Source organism: Flavobacterium bernardetii (genome assembly GCF_011305415.1).
Lineage (GTDB): Bacteria > Bacteroidota > Bacteroidia > Flavobacteriales > Flavobacteriaceae > Flavobacterium > Flavobacterium bernardetii.
In genome coordinates this window covers 436405-459533 of record NZ_JAANOQ010000001.1, presented here as the reverse complement: position 1 = coordinate 459533, position 23129 = coordinate 436405, and the positions used below count along the sequence as shown (strand labels likewise).

Annotated in this window: 20 protein-coding genes; 2 read left to right on the top strand and 18 right to left on the bottom strand. The window is 29.5% G+C overall.

The window, feature by feature from the left end:
- Nucleotides 1-1066: 1066 nt before the first annotated feature.
- From G6N05_RS02125 to G6N05_RS02070, 12 genes are all read right to left on the bottom strand, one after another.
- Nucleotides 1067-1918: an aldose 1-epimerase family protein gene (locus tag G6N05_RS02125; protein ID WP_166124912.1), complete on the bottom strand. Its 852-nt coding sequence runs from the start codon at nucleotides 1916-1918 to the stop codon at nucleotides 1067-1069.
- 1 nt (nucleotide 1919) lies between these two features.
- Nucleotides 1920-3404 (bottom strand): hypothetical protein, encoded by a 1485-nt coding sequence (locus tag G6N05_RS02120; protein WP_166124911.1) that lies wholly within the window; start codon nucleotides 3402-3404, stop codon nucleotides 1920-1922.
- Between the two features lie 6 nt (nucleotides 3405-3410).
- Entirely contained in the window at nucleotides 3411-4550 is a 1140-nt protein-coding gene (locus tag G6N05_RS02115; RefSeq protein ID WP_166124910.1) for an ABC transporter ATP-binding protein, read from the bottom strand.
- A gap of 3 nt (nucleotides 4551-4553) precedes the next feature.
- Nucleotides 4554-5114 carry a GNAT family N-acetyltransferase gene (locus G6N05_RS02110; protein WP_166124909.1) on the bottom strand — a complete coding sequence of 187 codons (561 nt, stop codon included), beginning with the start codon at nucleotides 5112-5114 and terminating at the stop codon, nucleotides 4554-4556.
- 166 nt (nucleotides 5115-5280) lie between these two features.
- Nucleotides 5281-5904: a DUF2238 domain-containing protein gene (locus G6N05_RS02105; RefSeq protein WP_187002988.1), complete on the bottom strand. Its 624-nt coding sequence runs from the start codon at nucleotides 5902-5904 to the stop codon at nucleotides 5281-5283.
- Nucleotides 5905-6190: 286 nt separating this feature from the next.
- Nucleotides 6191-7792: a S41 family peptidase gene (locus tag G6N05_RS02100; RefSeq protein ID WP_166124908.1), complete on the bottom strand. Its 1602-nt coding sequence runs from the start codon at nucleotides 7790-7792 to the stop codon at nucleotides 6191-6193.
- A gap of 32 nt (nucleotides 7793-7824) precedes the next feature.
- Nucleotides 7825-8619 carry a sulfite exporter TauE/SafE family protein gene (locus G6N05_RS02095; RefSeq protein WP_166124907.1) on the bottom strand — a complete coding sequence of 265 codons (795 nt, stop codon included), beginning with the start codon at nucleotides 8617-8619 and terminating at the stop codon, nucleotides 7825-7827.
- On the bottom strand, nucleotides 8620-9276 hold the full coding sequence (locus G6N05_RS02090; protein WP_166124906.1) for a hypothetical protein: 657 nt from the start codon (nucleotides 9274-9276) through the stop codon (nucleotides 8620-8622).
- Between the two features lie 6 nt (nucleotides 9277-9282).
- Nucleotides 9283-9777 (bottom strand): DUF4199 domain-containing protein, encoded by a 495-nt coding sequence (locus G6N05_RS02085; RefSeq protein WP_166124905.1) that lies wholly within the window; start codon nucleotides 9775-9777, stop codon nucleotides 9283-9285.
- Between the two features lie 179 nt (nucleotides 9778-9956).
- Nucleotides 9957-10586, bottom strand: a complete 630-nt coding sequence (locus G6N05_RS02080; protein ID WP_166124904.1) for a hypothetical protein — start codon at nucleotides 10584-10586, stop codon at nucleotides 9957-9959.
- Nucleotides 10587-11082: 496 nt separating this feature from the next.
- Complete coding sequence (locus G6N05_RS02075; protein WP_166124903.1) at nucleotides 11083-11568, bottom strand: AAA family ATPase; 486 nt, start codon at nucleotides 11566-11568, stop codon at nucleotides 11083-11085.
- A 36-nt stretch (nucleotides 11569-11604) separates the two neighbouring features.
- A complete protein-coding gene (locus G6N05_RS02070) occupies nucleotides 11605-11997 on the bottom strand; it encodes a DUF1801 domain-containing protein (RefSeq protein WP_166124902.1) in 393 nt (130 codons plus the stop codon).
- 252 nt (nucleotides 11998-12249) lie between these two features.
- Here G6N05_RS02070 and G6N05_RS02065 point away from each other — a divergent pair, with 252 nt between their 5' ends.
- Nucleotides 12250-13818 carry a flavin monoamine oxidase family protein gene (locus G6N05_RS02065; RefSeq protein WP_166124901.1) on the top strand — a complete coding sequence of 523 codons (1569 nt, stop codon included), beginning with the start codon at nucleotides 12250-12252 and terminating at the stop codon, nucleotides 13816-13818.
- A gap of 51 nt (nucleotides 13819-13869) precedes the next feature.
- Here G6N05_RS02065 and G6N05_RS02060 read toward each other — a convergent pair whose 3' ends face one another.
- Both G6N05_RS02060 and clpB read right to left on the bottom strand, forming a co-directional pair.
- Nucleotides 13870-14694, bottom strand: coding sequence for a hypothetical protein (locus tag G6N05_RS02060; protein WP_166124900.1), 825 nt, complete (start codon nucleotides 14692-14694; stop codon nucleotides 13870-13872).
- A gap of 100 nt (nucleotides 14695-14794) precedes the next feature.
- Nucleotides 14795-17386: an ATP-dependent chaperone ClpB gene (gene clpB, locus G6N05_RS02055; RefSeq protein ID WP_166124899.1), complete on the bottom strand. Its 2592-nt coding sequence runs from the start codon at nucleotides 17384-17386 to the stop codon at nucleotides 14795-14797.
- Between the two features lie 162 nt (nucleotides 17387-17548).
- On the opposite strand from clpB, the gene ytxJ reads away from it, so the two are divergent.
- Entirely contained in the window at nucleotides 17549-17947 is a 399-nt protein-coding gene (ytxJ, locus tag G6N05_RS02050) for a bacillithiol system redox-active protein YtxJ (RefSeq protein WP_166124898.1), read from the top strand.
- Between the two features lie 367 nt (nucleotides 17948-18314).
- On the opposite strand, the gene G6N05_RS15790 is transcribed toward ytxJ, so the two are convergent.
- The 4 genes from G6N05_RS15790 to G6N05_RS02030 form a co-directional block, all read right to left on the bottom strand.
- A complete protein-coding gene (locus G6N05_RS15790; RefSeq protein WP_166125424.1) occupies nucleotides 18315-18425 on the bottom strand; it encodes a T9SS type A sorting domain-containing protein in 111 nt (36 codons plus the stop codon).
- Nucleotides 18426-18443: 18 nt separating this feature from the next.
- Nucleotides 18444-18992, bottom strand: coding sequence for a YbhB/YbcL family Raf kinase inhibitor-like protein (locus G6N05_RS02040; RefSeq protein WP_166124897.1), 549 nt, complete (start codon nucleotides 18990-18992; stop codon nucleotides 18444-18446).
- 92 nt (nucleotides 18993-19084) lie between these two features.
- Nucleotides 19085-19918 carry a helix-turn-helix domain-containing protein gene (locus G6N05_RS02035; RefSeq protein ID WP_166124896.1) on the bottom strand — a complete coding sequence of 278 codons (834 nt, stop codon included), beginning with the start codon at nucleotides 19916-19918 and terminating at the stop codon, nucleotides 19085-19087.
- Nucleotides 19919-20026: 108 nt separating this feature from the next.
- On the bottom strand, nucleotides 20027-22804 hold the full coding sequence (locus tag G6N05_RS02030) for a COR domain-containing protein (RefSeq protein ID WP_166124895.1): 2778 nt from the start codon (nucleotides 22802-22804) through the stop codon (nucleotides 20027-20029).
- Nucleotides 22805-23129 lie beyond the last annotated feature (325 nt).

Here is a 23129-nt window from a genome sequence, read left to right as displayed (position 1 = left end):
TACGATTTGGGATTTACGATTTACGGGAAGCTCTATGTGGTTAACCATTGCGGAAGTGGTTTGCGTGAGATCCTTTCAGGATGACAAGTTTGAGGGTAAGATTGCGGAAGTGGTTTGTGATTAACTATTTACGATTTGGGATTTACGATTTACGGGAAGCTCTATGTGGTTAACCATTGCGGAAGTGGTTTGCGTGAGATCCTTTCAAGATGACAAACTATACGCATAGCTTTTGATAACTATTTTGAGCGAAGCGTCTTTATGCGCAATACAACATAAAACCTATGTGGTTAACAATTTGGGATTTACGATTTGGAATTTACGTGAAGAACTAAGTGGTTAAACATTGCGGAAGTAGTTTGTGTGAGATGCTTTCAGCATGACAAGTTTGAGGGTAAGATTGTGGAAGTGGATTATGAGATTCCTCCTAAGGTCGGAATGACAAACTTTACGCAAAAAAAAATCTTTAGATTTTCAAAAATCCGCGGAAATCCCTCACCACAATCTAAACAAAAAAAAAATCCGCTACATCCGCGTACCAATCTTATATTCCTTAATTTTTCTTATATGACTTATATGTTTAAAATTATTATGGAAGTAGTTTGCGTGAGATGCTTTAAGTATGACAAACTAAATGTTAATTGTTAGCCACGAATTTTCGAATTTTTCGAATTAAAAAATCTTAAAGATTTTAAACTTTGCGACTTTGCGTGAGATGCTTTCAGGATGACAAAAATGAGTGTAAGATTGTGGAAGTGATAACGAGATTCCTCCTACGGTCGGAATGACAAACTTTACGAAAAAAAAAATCTTTAGATTTTCAAAAATCCGCGGAAATCCCTCACCACAATCCAAACAAAAAAAAAATCCGCTACATCCGCGTACCAATCTTATATTCCTTAATTTTTCTTATATGACTTATATGTTTAAAATTATTATGGAAGTAGTTTGCGTGAGATCCTTTCAGGATGACAAACTAAACGCAAAACAAAATCCTTTCAATCCTTTCCATCTGCGTGCAAAAATAAACTTCGTGGCTTTGCGTCTTTGTGGCAAGAAAAAAAATCTATTCCAAAACTTCTATTCGTATTGCTCTCAAGAAATCTTCACCAGCTGGAAGATGATTAATTCCTTCTTTATCTTCTAAATTTCCATTATGATTTCCATTATCGGCTAAACCACTCCAAGGTTCAATACATAAAAAAGGAGCGTTTTGTTTGGTCCAAATTCCTAAATAAGGAAAATTATCAAAATTTACTTTTAAAATATTTTTATCCTGATATTTCAAATTAACTTCATTAGATTTTAAGTGTTTAAAAACTAAAGCATCTTTATCAAACAAACTATAATTTAATTGTATCGTATTATTTTCTGTTTCAACTAATGTTCTTTTATCATTAAAACTTTCATTTTCTAAATGATTTGTTTCAAAAATATCAGAGTTGTTAAATTGTAATGAATGATTTTCAAAATTTCCTTCAATTGCAAAAGCTGGATGCGCTCCAATAGAAAACAACAACTCATCATCAGATTGATTTCTAACAAAGTATTCAATTACTAATTCATTATTCATCAAAGTATATGCTAAAAACAACTTAAAATCGAATGGGTAATTTACTTTAGATTCCTCCGTTTCATTTAATTCGAAAATGACTTGAGAATCGCTTCTTTTTTCAAAGGAGAATTCCATATTTCTGGCAAAACCATGTCGTGGTAACTGATACGAATTTCCATTATAAGTAAAACTATCATTCTTCAAGCGACCAACAATTGGAAATAAAACGGGTGAGGTTTTATTCCAATAGGTTTCATCTACTTGCCAGATGTAGTTTTTGTTGTTTTTAACCAATGAAATTAATTCGGCACCCAAAGTGCTAATAGTTGCCGAAAGTTGCGAATTTGAAATAGTAACTATCATTTTATTCTTCTGAAATACCTTTCCAGGTTCTTATTACTCTTGACATAAAAAACATTCCTGCAAAAATAAATACAATATTTAAACAAAACATAGTTGTCATATTATCTTTAAGGAAAATATAATGTGGATCATTATAGTATTCCATATTTTCTAAATAAGCATTAAGTCTATTTTGATAACTCTCCATATAAGTTAAATATACGGTTGGAATAAATCCTCCAAATAACCAAATAATTAAATTCAACAACACCATTGTTTTACTTTTAGTTTTCTTAGCTATTACGACACTGAAAAATAAGCCAACAACTACTAAAAAACTTATAATTACTATTATTGGATACGTAAGAAACTCTCTTAAAACTCCAGAAATAATTCCGATTACGATATTAAAAATTCCATAACTAACTAATGCAATTAACCAACTTTTACCAGAAGTAACTCGGAAAGAAAAAATCAACATTGAAAATCCAAAAACACAATAAAACAAAACTAAAATTGGTTCTAATTGGAAAACTGAAGAAGTATATGCACCAGAAATTTGACGATAATTATCTTTAAGAATATTGTGCTCAATGTAATATGTTGAATATGTTTTATCTGGTTCTGCATAACCATAGTCATATTTAGAATATGGTTCTGTATAATTCTCTTTAACTATAGATGATTTTGGATTTATTAATTCGTATTTCTTAAATTCAGGATAATTATAAGTGATAGTAAACCATTTATCCTCCGTTAAATTAGTTAAAAGTTTATGTTCTTTTAAAATTTTAAAATAATTTCTCATCAACTTTTTCACTTCAAAAGTATTGTTTGTCGCTAAAAATTTTCTGATTTTTAATTCTCTAAGCGAATCTTGTTCACGAGAAAATAAACTAAATTCCGCTACATTTCTATTGATTAATGCATATGGCGAATACTTTTTACCTAAAATGGTAACATAATCTAGATAAACTCTTTCTACTGCTTTATATTCTCCATTAACATTTGTATCATTTAAAACGGAACGAGCGGAATCAATTTCAGCTTCTTCAAAGCTTCCATCAATAAAAAATTCGGCGCTAGAAATGGTTTCACATCTTTCTTTGGCAATTTCTTCACTTATATAATTTCTTTTATGTAATTGTTTTCCAAATTCAAATGGAAAGTAAAACATACTTAATAATAGTATGATAATCACAATTTGAATCCACTCGAAAAACAACGCGTTTTTACTTTTCGTATAAAATCTTTTAAAAGAATTGTTTTTAAAATAACTTACTAACCAAAGAATAAGTATAATTAAAGAAATTAATGCCGAAAAACTAAAAAACGTGAAGTCAAAATCAGAGTCATAATATTTAGTGAAATCGAGAGTTCCATCGGCATAACCGATAAAAAAGTAAATTAAGTTTAAAAGTACTCCAATAATTAGCATTGGAATAAATTTGGTGTTCCATAATAATGGATATTTTAGCAATAATTGCTTTTGAATGTTTTTAAACATGCTCTATTATTTTACGAAAAATCTTCGGGTTGAGTTAGTAATATTTCTTAAGTAATTGATTTCTATTTGCTCGTTTATAAGTGTTTTCATAAACATAGAAATAGTAACTTCAATTGGGAAAGTAGCAATTAAAGTTCCTCCGTTTTGCTCTAATGAAATAAGATTGATTTTAGCCAATTTTTCATTTAAAACACTTATGGTTTCGGCAGTTTCAAACTCAACAATAAAATGTTTTTCTTCTGCTTTGTCTTCTTTCAAATTACGTTGTACACCTTGTTTTAAAAATACTACTTGATTAGAAGTTTTCTCCACTTCATATAATTGTTGAGAACTCAACACAATGGCAATTGGTCGGAAAGGCGAATTGGCAATGTTTCTGAAATCATCTAAAACCGTTTGTTGTGCCAAAATATCTAAATTAGCCAAAGGTTCATCTATTAATAAGATCTTTGGTTTACGAAGCAACATTCTGGCTAATTCAAAACGCATTTTATATCCTGAAGATAAGCCGTTCCAATTGTAACTTCTGAATTTTCTTAAGCCTAATCTCGTAATTACTAAATCGACCACCAAATTATTTTCTTCTGGTTTATAGCCGTAACAACTTGCTGTAAACTCTAGGTTTTCATACATACTTCCGCGCCAAGTATCCGTTCTTTGCGGAATGTAAACTAATTTAGTTCTTAAATCGAATAAATCAGAATACTCAAATTTGTAATTTATATTTCCCGAAGTTGGATGTAATTCTCCACAAATACTTCGCAATAAAGTGGTTTTTCCATTTCCGTTTTCGCCCACTAAACCAATAATTTCTCCAGATTTAATATCTAAATTAATTGGACCTAAAGCAAAATTTGAATTATAAACTTTTTTAAGATTGTCAATAGAAATAATCGTATCGTGAGGTTTAATCTCTTTTGAGGCTAAAGCAAGATGTAAATTATTTAACAAATCATTCAATTTTCCTTTTACTTCTGTTGACGTTTCATTGGTATCGTACCAATTTAAAAATTGAATAGTTTGTTTGTAATGGTGAATATCTTCTGTATCTAACGTAAAATCGATGATACGCTTAATTACTTGTGGATAATTTTCAAACTGAAATAATTCTTGTACTTCAGCAAATTGTTTTTCAAATATTGTCATATACTATTTTGTAAATTCTCTTTTTAATATTCCATAATGTGCTGAACTAATAAATTCATTATTCCAGAAGAAATTCTCCACAAAATGCGCTTCTTTTCTGAAACCATTTTTCAATAAAACTTTTTCTGAAGCGAAATTATTGGGGTCAATAACCGCTTCAACAGAGTGAAATCCGGCAGTATTAAAAGCGTAATTCACCATCGTATTTACCGCTTCTGACACATACCCTTTTCCATCATATTCTGGCAAAACCATATAACCAATTTCGGTACGATAATTTTCGGGTTGGACTCTATAAAATCCCATAAAACCAATTATTGTATCGGTATCTTTTAAGCAAACGCCCCAATTAATATCGGTGTTTTCATCAATTTTTGAGTTCATCATTTGAATCATAGCCAGTGCCTCTTCTTCAGTTTGTAAAATCGGTCGTGGTATGAATTTCATTCTTTCTGGATTACCTCTTATTTTAAAAACTTCCGGAGCATCCGAGTCTTTAAGTCGTCTCAAAACTAATCGTTCCGATTCTAAATTTGGAAAGGGTTGAAAATTTATGGTAAGCATGATATTTTATGTTTATAATGACTAATTGATTTTTTTTTAACCGCAAAGCTCGCAAAGATTTTCGCAAGGCGCGCTAGGATTTTTTTATTTTTAAAATTTATATAATTTCTTTAATCTGTGTTGTAAATCTTTTTACTTGACTCTTTTTACTTTTACTTGGCTCTTTTTACTTTTTACTTGGCTCTTTAATAAAACCAATTGCGTTGTCTTGACTTTTACTAAAAAATAACACCATACAAATGGCGCCAATTGTGGCTAAAAGCATATCAGATTGAGTGTCCCAAACGTAGCCTTGGGTGCCTAAAAAAGCATCTCCTCCATCTCCAGTACAAATAGAAACCCACCATTCTATCCATTCATAAGCGGCGCTAATTGCCAAACAAATGGAAACAATTATAAAATTGAAAAAGCTTTGATTTGCAATCACATTTTTTCTAATGAATAATTCGCGTACAATCATTGCTGGTACGAAACCTTGAGCAAAATGTCCCACTTTATCATAATTGTTTCTGGTTTGATCAAAAGTTTCTTTTATCCAATCGAATAAAGGAACTTCGGCATACGTATAATGACCACCAATAAACAATATGATACAATGTAGTAAAATGAAAAAGTAGGTGTAATTTGTAAATTGGAATTTTTTAAATGTAAACACCATTATTAAAAGCCCAATAATTGCGGGCACTACTTCTAAAAACCAAGTGAAATATTCTTTTGGATGAATGGCAGAAACGGCCAATCCGACAAGGAATAAAACCATGTATATTTTTAATGTATTATTTTTAAACATATATTTTTTTTTAAACACAGATTGAAGAAATTCTTATAATTTATATGTTTTTTAACCGCAAAGTTCGCAATGATTTTCGCAAGGCTCGCTAGGGTTTTTATTTTTAAAATTTATATGATTTCTTAAATCTGTGTTGATACAATCTATTTATTTTTTAACCGCAAAGTTCACTAAGATTTTCGCAAGGCGCACTAGGGTTTATAATTTTATAATTTCTTAAATCTGTGTTGTAACGCTTTACTTGGCTCTTTTTACTTGGCTCTTTTTACTTTTTACTTGGCTCTTTTTACTTTTTACTTGGCTCTTTACTTGGCTCTTTACTTGGCTCTTTCAACAACTCCTCTACTTCTTTTTCACGTTTGATGTCGTTTAAAATCCAATTTAATTCTGGATCGATGTTGTTTTTTCGGTCTTCAATAGTTGGATTTATTTCTTTATCTGGAAAAATTCCTCTTCCTTCAATATCCGTTTTACCATTGGCGCTAACTAACGCTAATCCGATTCGTAAATTGACTTTACTATTGGGTAATTGTACCATAGGCATTTGTGCTGCGACGGTTCCATTATAGGCTCCTCCTGTTTCTTCGCCAACAAAAAAGGCACGTTTCGTTGATTTTAAATTAGATGAAATAACACTTGATGCTGAAAAACTTCCTCCGTTGATTAATACATACACTTTACCTTTAAAATTGTTTGGTTTAGGTTGACTTATTTTGGAATATTTTGTGCTAAACAAATATTTATCGTCTTCTTTTCGTACCTTAAAATAATTGATAGAATAGAAAAATGGAGCACCTAATATTTTAAAAAACTTTACTACTGGTCCGCCACCTTTAAAATAATCGACATGTAATTTACTGGTTCTAGAAACCACTTCATAATCGTCAATAAAAACAAAAGGTTCGTTGGCTAAATAGCCATATAAATCACCAATTTCAAACAATCTTCCTCCTGGATTATTGCGTAAATCGATAATTAAATTTTTAGTATTGGCAACAGATAATTTATTAAATGATTCTTCATAAAAATCATGCGAATTTCCGTTGTTAAATTGTTTGATGGTCATTAAAGCTGTAGTACTATCATTTTCGATAAACTTTAATTCTCTTGTAAACGTTTTCGTCTCTTTATTAAATCCGTATTTGCTATTGAACTTTGCTTTTTCTTTAGTTTCTTTTTTAGACAATTTGATTTTATCTTCTTTAGAATTCGTCCCGAAAGTATCTCGTTTCACAACAAAAAGAGAATCTTTATCGTCTAATTTAAGAAGCAATTTTATACTATCTTGCATTTTTCCTTTATCTAAAGTATAAAAAGCTCCAAAACTTTTGCCTAAATATCGGTTGAAAAATGTAGTATTATAACCATCCGAAGCAATTCTTTTTTCAAATATTGGAATTAAATCAGCTGGTTTTTCATTGTTTATAGCAACCACTTCTGTCATTTCATTAATTTGAAAACGAGAACGGTTTTTTGTAATAAAAAGTTTGTTTTCGATATACTCAAAATCGAATTGCGAAAAAGCAGATTTTCCTTTTTTCTTCAGCAGTTTTTGTTCTTTTTTGGACAATTTTTCCAAACTTGGTGAAATACCTAAATGCCCTTGTCCAATTGTTTTAACAACTTGACTCAACTCTTTGTAAAAAGCCAATCCAGTCATTGGTTTCTTTATGGATTCTTTTAAACTGTCAAATTTAAAATCTAATTTTTCTTTAGAAATGTACCAATATAATTTTGGGTGTAATTGCTTTAGTTTTTTATACGAGAAATCAACATCACTTTGCAGTTTATCAACAGGAATGGGTTGTGATAAGCCTTCATTAAATTGTTTTATAGATTGGCAAGATAGAAGTAATGAAACGCTTGTTAGTAATACCAGTTTCTTCATTTATGAACTTTGTTTGTTTGGATTAAACAAATCTAACTAAAAAAAACATCATATCCATAACGAAGAATCATAATACAAACTACAAATAGAAATATTTTTCTAATAAAGAGATTTCCTTTTAAAATGGCCATTCGAGAACCAACTATGCTTCCAATTACGTTAGAAACCGCCATAATTATAGCAATTTCTATAATATAATTTCCTTGAGAAATGAAGACATACAAAGCTGAAATATTGGTCACACAATTGATTACTTTCGCATAAGCCGAAGCTTCTAAAAATTCGAAACCTAATAAAGCTACAAATCCTAAAACTAAGAAACTTCCTGTTCCAGGACCTAAAAAGCCATCATAGAAACCAATAATTATTCCTAATAAGAATCCGAAAAGGTATTTTTTATTTTCTGTAAGTTTTTTTGTGGAAATGGAACCAAAATCCTTTTTCTTAAAGGTATAAATGGCAATCGCAATTAATAAAAAAAAGATAAATGGTTTGAGAATATTGACATCGATACGGCTGACTAATTTCGCACCTATAAAAGAAAACACAAAAGAAGTAATAGCAGTAATTACGAGTAATTTCCAATTGAATTTTACGCGTTTAGCATATTGAACCGCTGCGATGGAAGTTCCTGAAAGTCCGGCAATTTTGTTGGTTCCAAAAGCGGTTGGTATGGTTGAATTTGGAAATAAAATCATAAACGCTGGAAATTGAATTAAGCCACCGCCGCCAACAATAGCGTCAATAAATCCAGCAAAAAGAGATGCGATTCCAATTATAATTAATATAGAAATGTCGTGTTGGGCAAAGAGTTCGAGTAGGTTCATTTAAAAGATGCGATAACCAAATTTAACGCCACAATATAGGTTTGGACGGATAAAATTTCCTGTTTTATTAATTTCATTTTCAATTTGTGTAGCGCCATGATATTCATCATTCAAAATACTGTTGGCTTCTTCAACAGTCAAATTAGATTTGGAACTTGTAAATCTAATTCCTAATCCAACATAAAAATCGTAAAACAAATGTTTATTAAAATCATGACGTTGAAAATATTTTACAGAAATAGCGTGTATTTTTCTTGAAATTCTATATTCTTTATTAACCAAAGTGGTATTAAATTTTATACTATCATACGTATCATGGCTGAAGTTTTTATATAAATAATCAATTCCTAAATAATCAGTTACTCCGTTTTCATTTGTATACCCTTTAAATTTTATAATCGGATTAAAAATAAATCCTTTTACATTTGGTTTGATATTATAATTTTCAATAGTATTTACATATTTTCCAAATTCTAAATTAACCGTAAAATCATCAAATGGTTTTTCGATACCAATTCTTATTGAAGAACCGTCCCAAGGATCAATTAAGTGTGTGGAAGAGATGGTAAATGAAAGCTTTTCATTATTTGAGAAATTATCTTGCGAAAAAACAAAAACTGAATGAAGTAAAAGAAGGGCGAATAGTTTATTTATCATTTAAATTTATTTCTTCTTCAAAATTACTGCATTAATTAAAGCAACTACAATTCCAAATGGGAAAATTTCCATATATGTAAGTAAAACGACTCCAATTGGTGACTTATACATTTCTTTATATTCTTCCATTTCGGCTTTTTTAGCCACTAATTCTTCTGGTGGTGTTTGCTTTAAGGCTAAATCACAATAATGTTCCATGAAATTTGGAAAGAAATTATAATAAATGATTAACCAAACTAAAACATATATTGTTGAAGTAATAAAAACAATACCTAATCCACATAAAAACGCTTGACCTAATGTGATGGTATTATTATTTTCCTTTCTTAATTTTAGAACACCTAAAACAATGAAAGTGTAAGCTAATATCATAGTAAACATGCCTAAAAAAATACTTACCGTTTTTTCAGGATGCAACTTCATATATACTGTCATGGAAGACATAACTATTGAAGCAGCAATACCTCCTAAAATTCTATATTTTAAAATAATTTTGTTCATAATTTTATTATTTTAGGTTGAATTTCAAATATAATGAATACTTGATAATATTAAAACCTTTTAAATAAATAAAATTTACAACACTAAGGTAAGTCTAAAAAAAAAGGCACTATTTCTTAAATATCACAAAAAAAAACTACCTATAATATACAAGAGGAAAAGTAAATTATTTTTATTTACTATAAAAAACTTCTAAATCTCTTTTTTTCATGATTCTGTTTTCTCGCAATTTCATCTTCACTTATATTCAATGCTTTATAAATTGAATGAATTTTATGATTCGAATTATCAATATATGCGATTACAAGATTTGTTTTAATATCAACATCAATTATGTTATTTTTTGAATCTGTAATTTGATGTTTTGTATGCATAAAATTCAGTGGATCAACCTTGTATTTCAAACATAATTCTGAAATTATATTACTAAATTCTTTCGGTTCATCATTAAAAATATAAACACCAAGAAAAAAAGTATCGTTTAAAAAATGAAGTTCTAATTTAATTTTATGTTTATATATTTTTCTTTTATAAAAATAAATATAATAATTGTCTACATCTTTCTTTTGGTACTTAAAATGCGGACGTCCTAGTTTTTTTTTGATTTGACTTGAAGACAATCCAAAATCTAAATTTATTCCAAAACCAATCTGTACATCTGAAATAAAATTTTCTTTAACTTTTATATTGTTTTTATACAATCGATCAAGATAATCATATTGACTGCTTATAGTATAATAATACCATTCTCTATCATAATGAAATAAATTATTATGGAAATTAAGTTTATTAAAAATTCTATTCAGCATAAATCGATGAGATTATTATATGATCCGATTTAGAATCTATAATAGGTTAAATTAAATCCTTCCTTTATAATTACAAAATTTTGTTTTATTGCCTCTAATCATGAATGATTTGAAGAAAATTATAAACCAATTCATAACTTTTTCTATGAAAAATTACATCAATAAAAATACTTTTTCTAATTAAATCTCAATTACGGATAAACCGTAATAAATGTTAAAATTACAAGCAATAAGAATCCAAAACATCTAGAAATATCAATCGAAATCTTACTATTAGCTAGGCAAATTTGTTTGGTAATGGTGATCAAAAAAAAGGTTTTCATTTTAAAAACAAAAGGAATGACTTTTATATTTTGTTTTCAGATTTAGGAAAGAATTTCAAAATAATTTCAGCTAATAATTCGCTTTTTACTTAAAGCGTTGAAGTATACTATTTTAGAAACATAATTTGATTCATACTTATTTATTACTTTCTCGAATTTAATAAAAATAAGTATTATGAAATAAGTATTGCTTCTTGTAATTCATCACTTGTAGGAACTTCAAACCAAGCTTCCATAAAATTAAAATCGCTTTCAGAAACTTCAAATTCGAAAGAGGATCCTTTTTCTTGATTGCGATTTTGAACTCTTTGCCAACGAATTTCTTTAGAAACATCTAAATAATGCAATTGAAATTCTATACCATTATCTAAAGCAAATTTTCTAAATTTTTCTCGATGGGATAACTTTGACAAACCTAAATCTAAGATAGCATCCGTCCCTGAATTTTCTAATTGAAGCATTAAATTTTGAATCATTGCTTCTGCTCTATCAATACGTTCCAAAAACCAATCTAAACCATCGGTTTCTTTTTTATCAGGCATAAACAAGGTTTTATTCCAAGTGTCAATTGAAAAAATAATTCCTTTATTTTGAGCTTTCAATTGGTTACAATAAGTGGTTTTTCCAGAACCTGTATTTCCAACAATTAGATGTATCATGATAAAAAATTTAGTTCAAATCTACAGAAATTTTCATTAAACCAAGCGTTCCAAAACACCTTTTCGTTTCACAATATTTTTATAATCCCATTGAATGACTTTCGATTTTTCAATCCAACGAATAATATCTTCTTTATTAATTTGAGATGCATTTGCATATCGAATAGAAGCATCTTTAAATTTTCCAGTTCCGATTTTCAATTCTTCTTCTTCAAAACTGGCGCCACTCCAAAATAGCAATCGCACACAATCTTTTAATTTATCGTAACCTACAATTGGATTACCTTCTAAAAACCAAACGGGATGCGCATGCCAAACTTTATTCTCTGCTTCTGGAAAGTTTTCCATAATTATTTCAGACAGAAGTGAACAAATTAGAAAACTTTCTCCAATTTGATTGTTATTATATTTTTGAATATCTGGATGCATAAATGAATTATTAAAAGATAATTAAGTAAAAACTAAGATACAAAATAGTTTTTAAGAACCATTTTTAAATATTAAATCTGGAAAAATATTTGGTTACAAACGAATAAAGATTGAAAAATAAAATATAAATCTAAAAAATACAAAATAATTAGAAAATAAATCTAAATTTTAATAAAATTTCAAATTTTATTATTATTAAATTTAAAAACTACACTATTTTAATTAAGTTTGTCAAACACTAATTTAAAAACCATGTTAAAAACAATTTGCATAGCCGGTGGCGGAATTTCAGGGCTTTATAGCGCTTTACAATTAAGTAAACTCAATTATAACATTATTGTTTTAGAAGCTTCTGAAACACATTGGGGTGGTCGAATTGAAACTACAGTTTTAGAAGATTTTGTAACCGAATGGGGTCCGATGCGATTTGAAACGCAATTGCAACCAAAATTCGGTAAACTTATAGACGATTTAAAAATTGAACTTGTTCCATTTACTGGTCCGAAAGCCAATCCATCACAATATCCACAGTATGACTTACCCTTACAAGAACAAAATTTAAACTCATTAGAATTATTGCGTAAAGGAATTTTACTAATGATGGGAAAAAACCCAAACAATCCGTTAGATTATGGTTGTCAAATTTGGATTGATGAGTTAACGGAAGACGATTTTCGAATCATGAGAAAAGAAGCCACTTTAAATGGAAAATTAATGTGGAAAATGGGATTTTGGAATGCTTTAAGTGAAGACGGAATTCTATCACATCAAGCTTTAATGAAAATTAGAGATACTGGTACATTTTACCACATGATTCCTGATAATTTAAATGCTATTGAATGGGTAATTTGGTGGTTACGAGCATTTAAAACAGAAGGTCAAATTTTAGCTACTATTAAAAAAGGCTCTAACGAAATTACCAAACAATTACTAATTAAATTGGAAGAACAACCAAATGTTACTTTATGTTCTGGTTCAAAAATTACAAAATTTGAAAATGCGTTTGATGATCAAATAGCAATTACTTATGTAAATAAAAACAAAGAAATAAATCTATTTGCTGATCATTTAATTTTAGCAATGCCACAATATCCATTGAAAAAATTAGCACACTTTCTTCCAGAAAATATTCAAAATCATTTGGATAGTGTAAATGGTTTTGCAATGACTAAAGTGTTTTTCATTATGGAAGAAGCTTGGTGGGAATATAACCAATCTCCGCAAGCTAGAGCCAACAGAATGCCAACTCGAGAAATACATTATTTTAGAAGATCCAAAACGAATGATAAAGATGGTTATGGTATGATTTTATTATATACCGATAAACCGGCGACCGAATTTTGGAATTATTATATTGAAAATAGAAATGAACACGAGTTTGCAGAAATTAATAAAAACGACGAAATTAAACAACAATTTGCCAATTTCATGTCGAAGGATATTTATCGTTCTTTGCAAGGAAATGAAGCCATGTCTGCAACAGGATTGCAATTAACCAAAGAAGCTGTTCTTAAATATTCTAACCAAACATTAGAAGAAATTAAACTTGATGTTGAAAAATCAATTGTTTCATATGGAATTAGAGATTGGTCTTGCGCTCCTTATGGCGCTGGAAATCATTGTTGGCGACCAGGCGTAAAATCATGGGAAGTTCAAGAACTTTTTAAAGCCTTTTCATTAAATAATTCAGAGCATAAAAATGTTCATATAATTGGTGAAGCGTATTCTGATTATACTGGTTTTATTGAAGGCGCTATTAATTCTTCAGATTGGGCATTAGAAGAAATCATGAGCAAAAAATTGGAAATTCAATTCAATTAATTATAAAATAAAAAAGCCTAACAGATTTTAACGTCTGTTAGGCTTTATTTTTTACTCTTGATTAAAAACCATTTTTATAGGCAACTGATAATAAACGGAAACAATTTTATCTTTATGTTTTGCTGGAGTAAAAACTGTAGAAATTGCTAATCTTCTAAAACCTTTGTAAATTGCTAAATCTAATTCGAATGAACCACTAGATTTAAGAAATTTATCAAAAACTAATTTTCCTTCTTTATTAATTACAAACTGAAAAAGGCTTGATATACTTAAAGTATCTTCAACTCCCGGCAAATACAATTGCACTAATTTTACAATTTTACTTCTTAAATAATTTGCAAAACAAGATTTATCTGCTCCTGTCGTTACTTCTAAATTTTTACAAGTTTCGTGAGTTGGAGAAATAAAATCATTATCTGGAACTAATTGCATACATATTTTTGATGGCAGAATATTATTATCCGTTGTATCCGTAAGATTTGTGTAATTTGTTTTTAAAATTGCAAGTCGTGAACTATAATAAGCATCAATTCTTGACTTTGTTTCAACAAATCTGTCATAAATCAACTTTCTATCTTTATCATATTTTTTATCACGAATGCTAGTATAAATATATTCTTTATGTTTTTCCAATAATTGAAATTTAGAAATTGCCTCTTCATAATAAGCAATATTTTCTTGATTTGTAACTACTATATTTTCGGCATTATTGGCTTTTGCATTAGAATTAAAAAATTCAATAGTTATTTTTTCTTGATTCAAATAACTTTGGAATATTGTTTTTAAGTCTTCATTTTTAAGTTTATCAATTAAACTTTCATTTGTTTGAGAAAAACCAAAAGTTGTAAGCATTAGTAAAAAAATAAAATTTTTCAAAATTTGTAATTTAAAGTTTAGTTTTCAAATATAAGAAAAATCCTAGCTTATTTAATTATTAGCTAGGATTTATAAAGGTTATTTTTCTTAAAAAGAAAAATTACTCTTGATTTCTAAAAACCAATTGATTATCGAAACAATCAATTAAAACTACTGAATCCGTTTTAATATTTCCAGCTAAAATTTCTTTAGACAGTTTGTTTAACACTTCACGCTGAATGACTCTCTTCACTGGTCGTGCACCAAATTCTGGTTCGTACCCTTTTTTAGCTAAATAGTCAATGGCTTCTTCAGTTGCTGTCATTGAAATGTGTTGCTGTTCTAACATTTTGAATACCGATTTCAATTGTAAACCTACAATTTGTTTAATATTCGCATTCGTTAATGGTGTAAACATTACAATATCGTCAATTCTATTGATAAACTCTGGTCGAACTGTTTGTTTCAATAATGCTAAAACCTCAACTTTTGCTAATTCCATTGCCGAATCGATACTACCTTTCAGATTTTCAAATTTCTCTTGAATAATATGACTTCCCATATTAGAGGTCATAATGATAATTGTGTTTTTGAAATCCGCTAAACGACCTTTATTATCGGTTAATCTTCCTTCATCTAATACTTGTAATAAAATATTAAAGGTGTCTGGATGTGCTTTCTCAATTTCATCTAACAAAATTACCGAATACGGTCTTCTTCTTACGGCTTCTGTTAATTGTCCGCCTTCATCATAACCTACATATCCTGGAGGTGCTCCGACTAATCGACTTACACTATGACGTTCTTGGTATTCACTCATATCAATTCGCGTCATCGCATTTTCGTCATCGAATAAATAGTCGGCTAACGCTTTTGCTAATTCTGTTTTTCCTACTCCAGTTGTACCTAAGAAAAGAAACGTTCCCAAAGGTTTTTTCATGTCTTGCAATCCGGCACGACTTCTTCGTACAGCATCAGAAATGGCTTCAATAGCTTCTTCTTGTCCGACAACTCTTTTATGTAATTCGTCTTCTAAATTCAGCAATTTTTCGCGTTCACTTTGTAGCATTTTCGTTACTGGAATTCCGGTCCATTTGGCTACAACATCAGCAATATCTTCTTGAGTAACTTCTTCTTTTATTAACGATTTTTCTGTTTGATTCTCTAATAATTCGATTTGTAATTCATCTACTTTCTTTTGTGCTTCGATGATTTTACCGTATCTCAATTCGGCAACTTTTCCGTATTCTGCGTCACGTTCTGCGCGTTCTGCTTCTAGTTTGAAGTCTTCAATTTGTTGTTTGTAACTTTGAATCGCATCAACAATATCTTTCTTCGATTTCCATTTCGCGTAAATTTCATTACGTTGTTCTTTCAATTCCGATAAATCGATATGTAAAACCTTTAATTTTGATTCATCTTTCTCACGCTTGATAGCTTCAATTTCAATTTCCAACTGCATGATTTTTCTATCCAAAACATCTAATTCCTCTGGTTTTGAATTGATTTCCATACGTAATTTAGAAGCCGCTTCGTCCATTAAATCGATGGCTTTATCTGGTAAAAATCGGTTCGTAATATAACGTTGTGATAATTCTACAGCTGCTATAATGGCGTCGTCTTTGATTCGCACTTTATGGTGTGTTTCATATTTTTCTTTAATACCACGTAAAATCGAAATGGCACTTTCTGTATCAGGTTCATCCACCGTAACTCTTTGAAAACGACGTTCTAAAGCTTTATCTTTTTCGAAATATTTTTGATATTCATCTAAAGTTGTGGCTCCGATCGCACGTAATTCTCCTCGTGCTAAAGCAGGTTTTAAAATATTGGCTGCGTCCATAGCGCCATCGCCACCACCAGCACCTACTAAGGTGTGAATTTCGTCAATAAAAAGAATGATATCTCCGTTTGCAGAAGTCACTTCTTTTACTACTGCTTTTAAACGTTCTTCAAATTCACCTTTGTATTTTGCTCCAGCAATAAGCGCACCCATATCTAAAGAATATACGACTTTATCTTTCAGATTTTCTGGTACATCGCCATCTACAATTCTGTGTGCTAAACCTTCTGCAATAGCGGTTTTACCTACTCCAGGTTCACCTACTAACATCGGATTATTCTTGGTTCTTCGCGTTAAGATTTGTAACACTCTACGGATTTCTTCATCACGACCAATAACAGGATCTAACTTTCCACTTTTGGCTAATTCATTTAAGTTTTTTCCGTATTTATTCAGAGCATCATACGTTTCTTCTGCTGAAGAGGAAGTTACACGTTCTCCTTTACGAAGTTCTGTAACAGCGGCTAGCAAATCTTTTTCGGTGACACCTTGATCTTTTAAAATTTGTGCCACTTTACTTTTCGATTTAAAAATAGCTAGAATGATGTGTTCGATAGACACGAAATCATCGTTCATTTTTTTCGCTAAAATGGATGCTTCATTTAAAGTGGAAGAAGCGTCTCGAGAAAACATAATGTCTCCACCAGAAACTTTTGGAAAACTCTGAATGGTGCTATCCAAAACTTTTTGAAACAAATCGACATTCACATTTACTTTCTTTAAAATAAAGGGTGTAACTGTTGCATCAACTTCCAAAATAGCTTTAAAAATGTGTTCGTTTTCTAGCTGTTGTTGTCCGAAACTTTGTGCAATTTGCTGTGCTTGTTGCAAAGCTTCTTGCGATTTAATGGTTAAATTATTTAAACTCATATATTTTGTAATTAAACTAACATTATTATATTCAATTGAAATAGTATCTTTGCTAAAGATTTGGTCAATTTATATTCCAAATTAAATTAAACGACAAAATGTCTGTTTTTTAAGTGTTATTCTTATAAAAATACGACAAAATGTCTTAAAAAATGACAAAATATGAGTTTTTTTAAAAATATCTTTGGAGAAAATGCATCTGAAGACAAGCAAAATGAAAATGTGGAAGCTAAATTTTTCACTTTAAACAAAATAGAACAATTTGATGAAATTGATGAAATTTCTCATACCAAACCCGTTGTACTTTTCAAACACAGCACACGTTGTATTATCAGCAGAACAGTTTTAAAACAATTTGATGCGGAGTTTCATTTTCCAGAAGATAAAATCGATTGGTATTTGTTAGATTTATTAAACCATAGAGATTTATCTAACGAAATTGCAAGCAGATATAATGTGGTGCATCAATCACCTCAAATTGTAGTAATTAGAAATGGAAAAGCGGTTTTTAATGAATCGCATGATAGCATTTCTGTGGATGATTTGAAGCAGTTTACGTAGAATTTGGGATTTGGGATTTGGGATTTACGATTTGGGATTTACGATTTTGAAGAACGAATATTCAACTTGGCATTTTGAATTTTGAAATTTTAGTATATATTAAAACCTTTCAGGAATGGAAGGTTTTTTTGTTTACAAGCAGATGAGCGTTTTAAGCATATGATTAAGAGTTTCCCGATGCGTTTTTAGAACTTCCCGATGCGTTTTTAGAAGTTCCCGATACATTTTTAGAACTTCACGATGCGTTTTTAGAACTTCCCGATATGTTTTTAAAACTTCCCGACGCGTTTAACTTAAACCTATTTCACATCAATAAAAAAGCACTTTCAATTTCTCAAAAGTGCTTTTTGTTATATACAACTATTTGTTATTTCTTGATAATTTGTTTTACAAATTCTTGTCCGTCAACAACAACTCTAATGAAGTAAGTTGCTGCTGGTAATTGTGAGAGATTAATAGTTTTACTTGAAACTGTAATTTTACTTTAAAATTAACTTTATCTTTTATAATATACGATAATACTTGCCTTTGCAATTGTATTATTCCAAAGATTAAATCCGACTATAGCAGGATTAATGTTTGCATCTAATCCTAATTTATCCGTTTTTAAAGCATAAACTGTTATAATATATTGATGAAATCCATGTCCTTCTGGCGGACAAGGTCCTCCAAAACCATTAATTCCATAATCTGTTTTACTTTGAATAGCGCCTTTTGGTGCCAAGTTAAGCTGTACATTTCCTGCATTTGTTACTAATTCACTACTAGTTGCAGGAATATCAAAAACTAACCAATGCCAAAACCCACTTCCTGTTGGAGCATCAGGATCGTACATTGTTATTGCAAAACTTTTAGTTCCATCTGGAACATTTTTCCATGACAATTGAGGAGATTGGTTGTTTCCAGTGCAACCAAATCCATTAAATTCTTGAATTTTAGAAGCTTCACCACCCAAATCCTTACTTGATAATGTAAATGTTTTTTGACCAAATAGTGTAGTTGAAAAAATCAACGATAACACTAAAATAAAATTTGTTTTTTTCATGAGATATTTTTTTTAAAATCTTAAACAAATTTAGGTTGTATTTATTGTAAATAAATTTAGTGTTTTAGTCAAAAAATGTTGCTAAAAGTTCATTATTTGTTGTGTTGTTTTGGAGTAATTCCGTATTTCAATTTATAGGCCTGAATAAAACTTGACAAATTCTCGTAACCCACTTCTAAATAAATTTCAGAAGAACTTTTTCGTTCCTGATTGAGCAAATATTTAGCATGTTCTAATCTTGCATTTTGAAACCATTTTATTGGGGATTCATTATAATGTTTTTCAAATTCTCTTTTAAAAGTAGACTCACTCCTATCGCACAAAAAAGCTAATTCTTTTAATTTCAATTTATTTAATTTATTAGTTTCAATTGTTCTGATAAACTTCTGAGTATAGTTGTCACTATTTTTCATGAGTGAAAACAAAAATTGTGTACCATGTATTTCAATTAAATATTGCATAATCTCTTCAAATTTTACCTTTAATAATTTTGACTTCGCATTATTTGAAAGTTTTGAAACATCTAATAAACTTGCAACAAATCGTTTTATAAAACCATCATATTGAAATGCACTAACAGATGTATCGGCACTTAATTCTGAATTAAGTTTCGCTTTTTGTACAAAGTCAAATAAGATTTCATTCGTAAAAAAAAATAGAATACTTCTATAGCTCTTAAAGTCGGATAGTTTTTCAGTCATTAAACAATGTCCTGATTTCATTAAAAGAAATTTAGAATTATCTATAGATAAAGATGAATTTTCAGAAATTACTTCTTTAGTACCTTCAATTAAAAAACTAAATGCATTTTGATTTAAAATAATTTGTTGTTTAATTATTTTTTGAGAATTATGATAATCAAAAACTTGTAAATTAGTTGTTATCTTTTCTTCATTAATTTCTTCAGGAAGTGTAATTATTTTCATTTATGATTTATATTTCATCACTAGTAGTTACAAAAGTATCAAAACTTAAATAAAAAAGCACTTTCGATTTCTCAAAAGTGCTTTTTGTTTTATAGTTACAAAGTTCTTTTACTTCATATTTAACATTACGTGCACAACTTCAACTGACTCTCCATTGTTATCATGTCTCGAAATACCAACTTTCATATTTGCAAAGCTATGAAGGTCATCTCTTACACTAAAACCAGAAAGAGGATACTTTTCACCATAATCATTATTAGAATTCAGATCTTTGATATATTGAATATAATTGGTCCATAAATTGTCAAAACGTTCTGCCTCACCAAATACAACAATAAATTTACGTTTTAGCTCATGTGTATCATATTTTGAAAGTAGTTTTGTAAGATGCTCTGCAACAACTGAGTTCTTCGAGCCACAACTTTCAAGTCTAAAACATTCAATGATGGTAATCGGAATTCCATTATTCATTCTAATCATGATATCTAATTCACCCGCTCCTTTACCACTGCCTGAAAGCCCAGACCTCGTTTGATCTGAGATGTTATGCCCTTTGGTTCTTAGCAAATCAACAATATCATCATTAACTAGGTCTTCAATTTTCTTTTGAAACTTTCGCTCAAGAATTCTGGATCCTACCTCAATAAGATCATTTAGAATTTTATCAAGCGAATACATAGGATTATTATCAGGTTCTTGACTATCTATTTTATACAACCCAAGAAGTTTATGAACATTCACTCCAGTAGCACTTATTTCACAAGGTATTGTTTTGAAAATATTTTCAGTCCCTACTCTTTTTACAAAAGTATAATTAAAAAGATGAGGACTCATTGAATTAATACATTCTGAGCAATTACATGGGATTTTTTCAGGAACATCAGAATAGTTCAAAGATTGATGAATATCATTTAATTCTTTTCTTATAATTTCAAGTAAAAAAGAAGCATTATTACCATTAATCCAAATGAAAAGTTTTCTAGAATACTGATCAGTAGTAATCAAAGCGCGTGTATTTTCCCTTTGAATAATTACTCCATTTTTCCAAAAGGTTTTATCATATATCAAATTTCTTGTTCTTACAATGAATCGAGCCATGATACCAGCAGGCATGAAATCATAATGATATTCAAAGCGTAGATTATCTTTATAATCCCAATCAAATTCAAGTTTTTCAGGTTTAAGTAACTCAGGAATAAGATAAACGTTTTGTTCAACCTCAAAACATAACTCAAACTTCTTCATCAGTGTAACTATGTAAGGGCGCTTATCACGCTCAAAATCATCCAGAATAGAGTCTAACATATTAGGATCGAATTCACCATTACGAGAAATGACATCTTTTGAATCAAGGATTTTATATACAGCATTTGTTGCCCATTCGGGCTTTAAAAATAATATATTTCTTAACAAATTATCTTCTTGAAAATGAAGAAAAACACCAAGATCATGAAAGTATTGACTTAAAAAAAGTGCCCTTTTATTTGATAAACCATGCTGATTACATATATTTAAATATTCGTCTGCTGAAATATAATTTGATTTTAAAGACTCTAGTATTGTTCTTATTTCTAACCACACTTTCGGAAGCTTGTCACCAATAAGTGGTAATGAATTAATTTCAGTTCCAATTTTAGCCGTAAGTAAATCAATATTTTGACCAGTACTAGCGCTAACCTGATGGAATGAAACTATGTTTTTGAATTTTGTTTTAAGAGATTTTTCATCAATGTTGATGATTCTTTCATCAATTTTATTTAGCACAATTATTATTGGGGAATTATTACTCAAGAGACGAATGACATTAAGCCAATAATCAAAACTAATAAGATGTTGATCTGTTCGTGCTTCCCAAACTAATAAATAAAGTGATCTGTTTGTTAAAAAAAATTGATGTGTTGAATGATATATTTCTTGACCTCCAAAGTCCCAAATATTAACTCTAAAGTCAGGTGATGTAGGCGTTTCGATTTTCCATGTTTTTATCTCAATTCCTTCCGTAGAATGCGTGTCAGGTATTGTATTATGTATTAAACGATTCATTAAGTAAGTTTTTCCAACATTACCTTGTCCAACTATTAGTAATTTTGCTTCAAATAACTGTACATTATCACCAAGAGATAAATAATAGTTTATGATTCCTGAAACTCCTTGAGAGGAAATTTCTACTGGTACTCTTCCGATAGGATTACTATCAAAATCTAAGAACTCGAGTGAGGTAAGATTCTCAAATTCCTTTGGCAATGAACTAATCTTATTCCCACTTAAATTCAATCTCTTTAGCTTTTTTAGTTTACCAATACTTGTTGGCAAATATGTAAGCTCATTGAAACTTAAATCAAGTTCTATTAAATTCTCCAACTGATCAAATGCATCATCTTCTATTAAACTTATCTTGTTTTCAGATAAATCTAATTTCTCAAGAGTATGAGAATCGCTTACTGCAGTTGGAAATTTCTGTAATTTATTTCCCTTTATACTTAAGCTCTCACATTTTGGGTATGTTATTCTTTCTGCTGAAATTGATGTTATTTGGTTATAACTGATATCAACTTTTTCAATACTCATCAAATTCCTAAAGTAATGACTATTTATTTCATTTATTTGATTATCCGCTAAGTTAAGATATTTAAGATTTTCAATTGTAAATATAATAATGGGTAAAGTTTTAAGTGAATTATTCTTCAAACTTAGGTGTTCGAGTTTTTTAAATTGGAAGAACCAATCCGGAATTTCGTGAATGGAATTACCGAATAAATCAAGATACTTAATCCCTGTACAAATTTTGAGTTCGTTTGGAACCTCTTTTAGTCGTCCGGTTGTTAATTGTACTTTATGGGTGCTAGTTCTTAAATCTTTAAGTTTTTCCTTGATGTGTGGTTTCATGTTCTTTGATTTTTTTTATTCCAACTGTCAACTTTACGAAGATAGTTTGTTTAAATTTATTATTTTAAAATTAAATTAAAAAGGATTTCAAATCTCAACTTTCTTTCTATTCTGATTTTCTAACATCTTTAATAGGGTTGGCTTTGTTAATTTACTACTAACTCGTAAATCCCTTCAATTTATAGCATATATACATCAATTTGGGTACGATATGCGCTATAAAAACGCTTTTCAAATATATAATTATTTTATTACAAATCTGTTATTAGGTTTTGTTTTTTTGGGACATCTATAAAAACAAGTATACAAAAAAAAGCGCATTTGA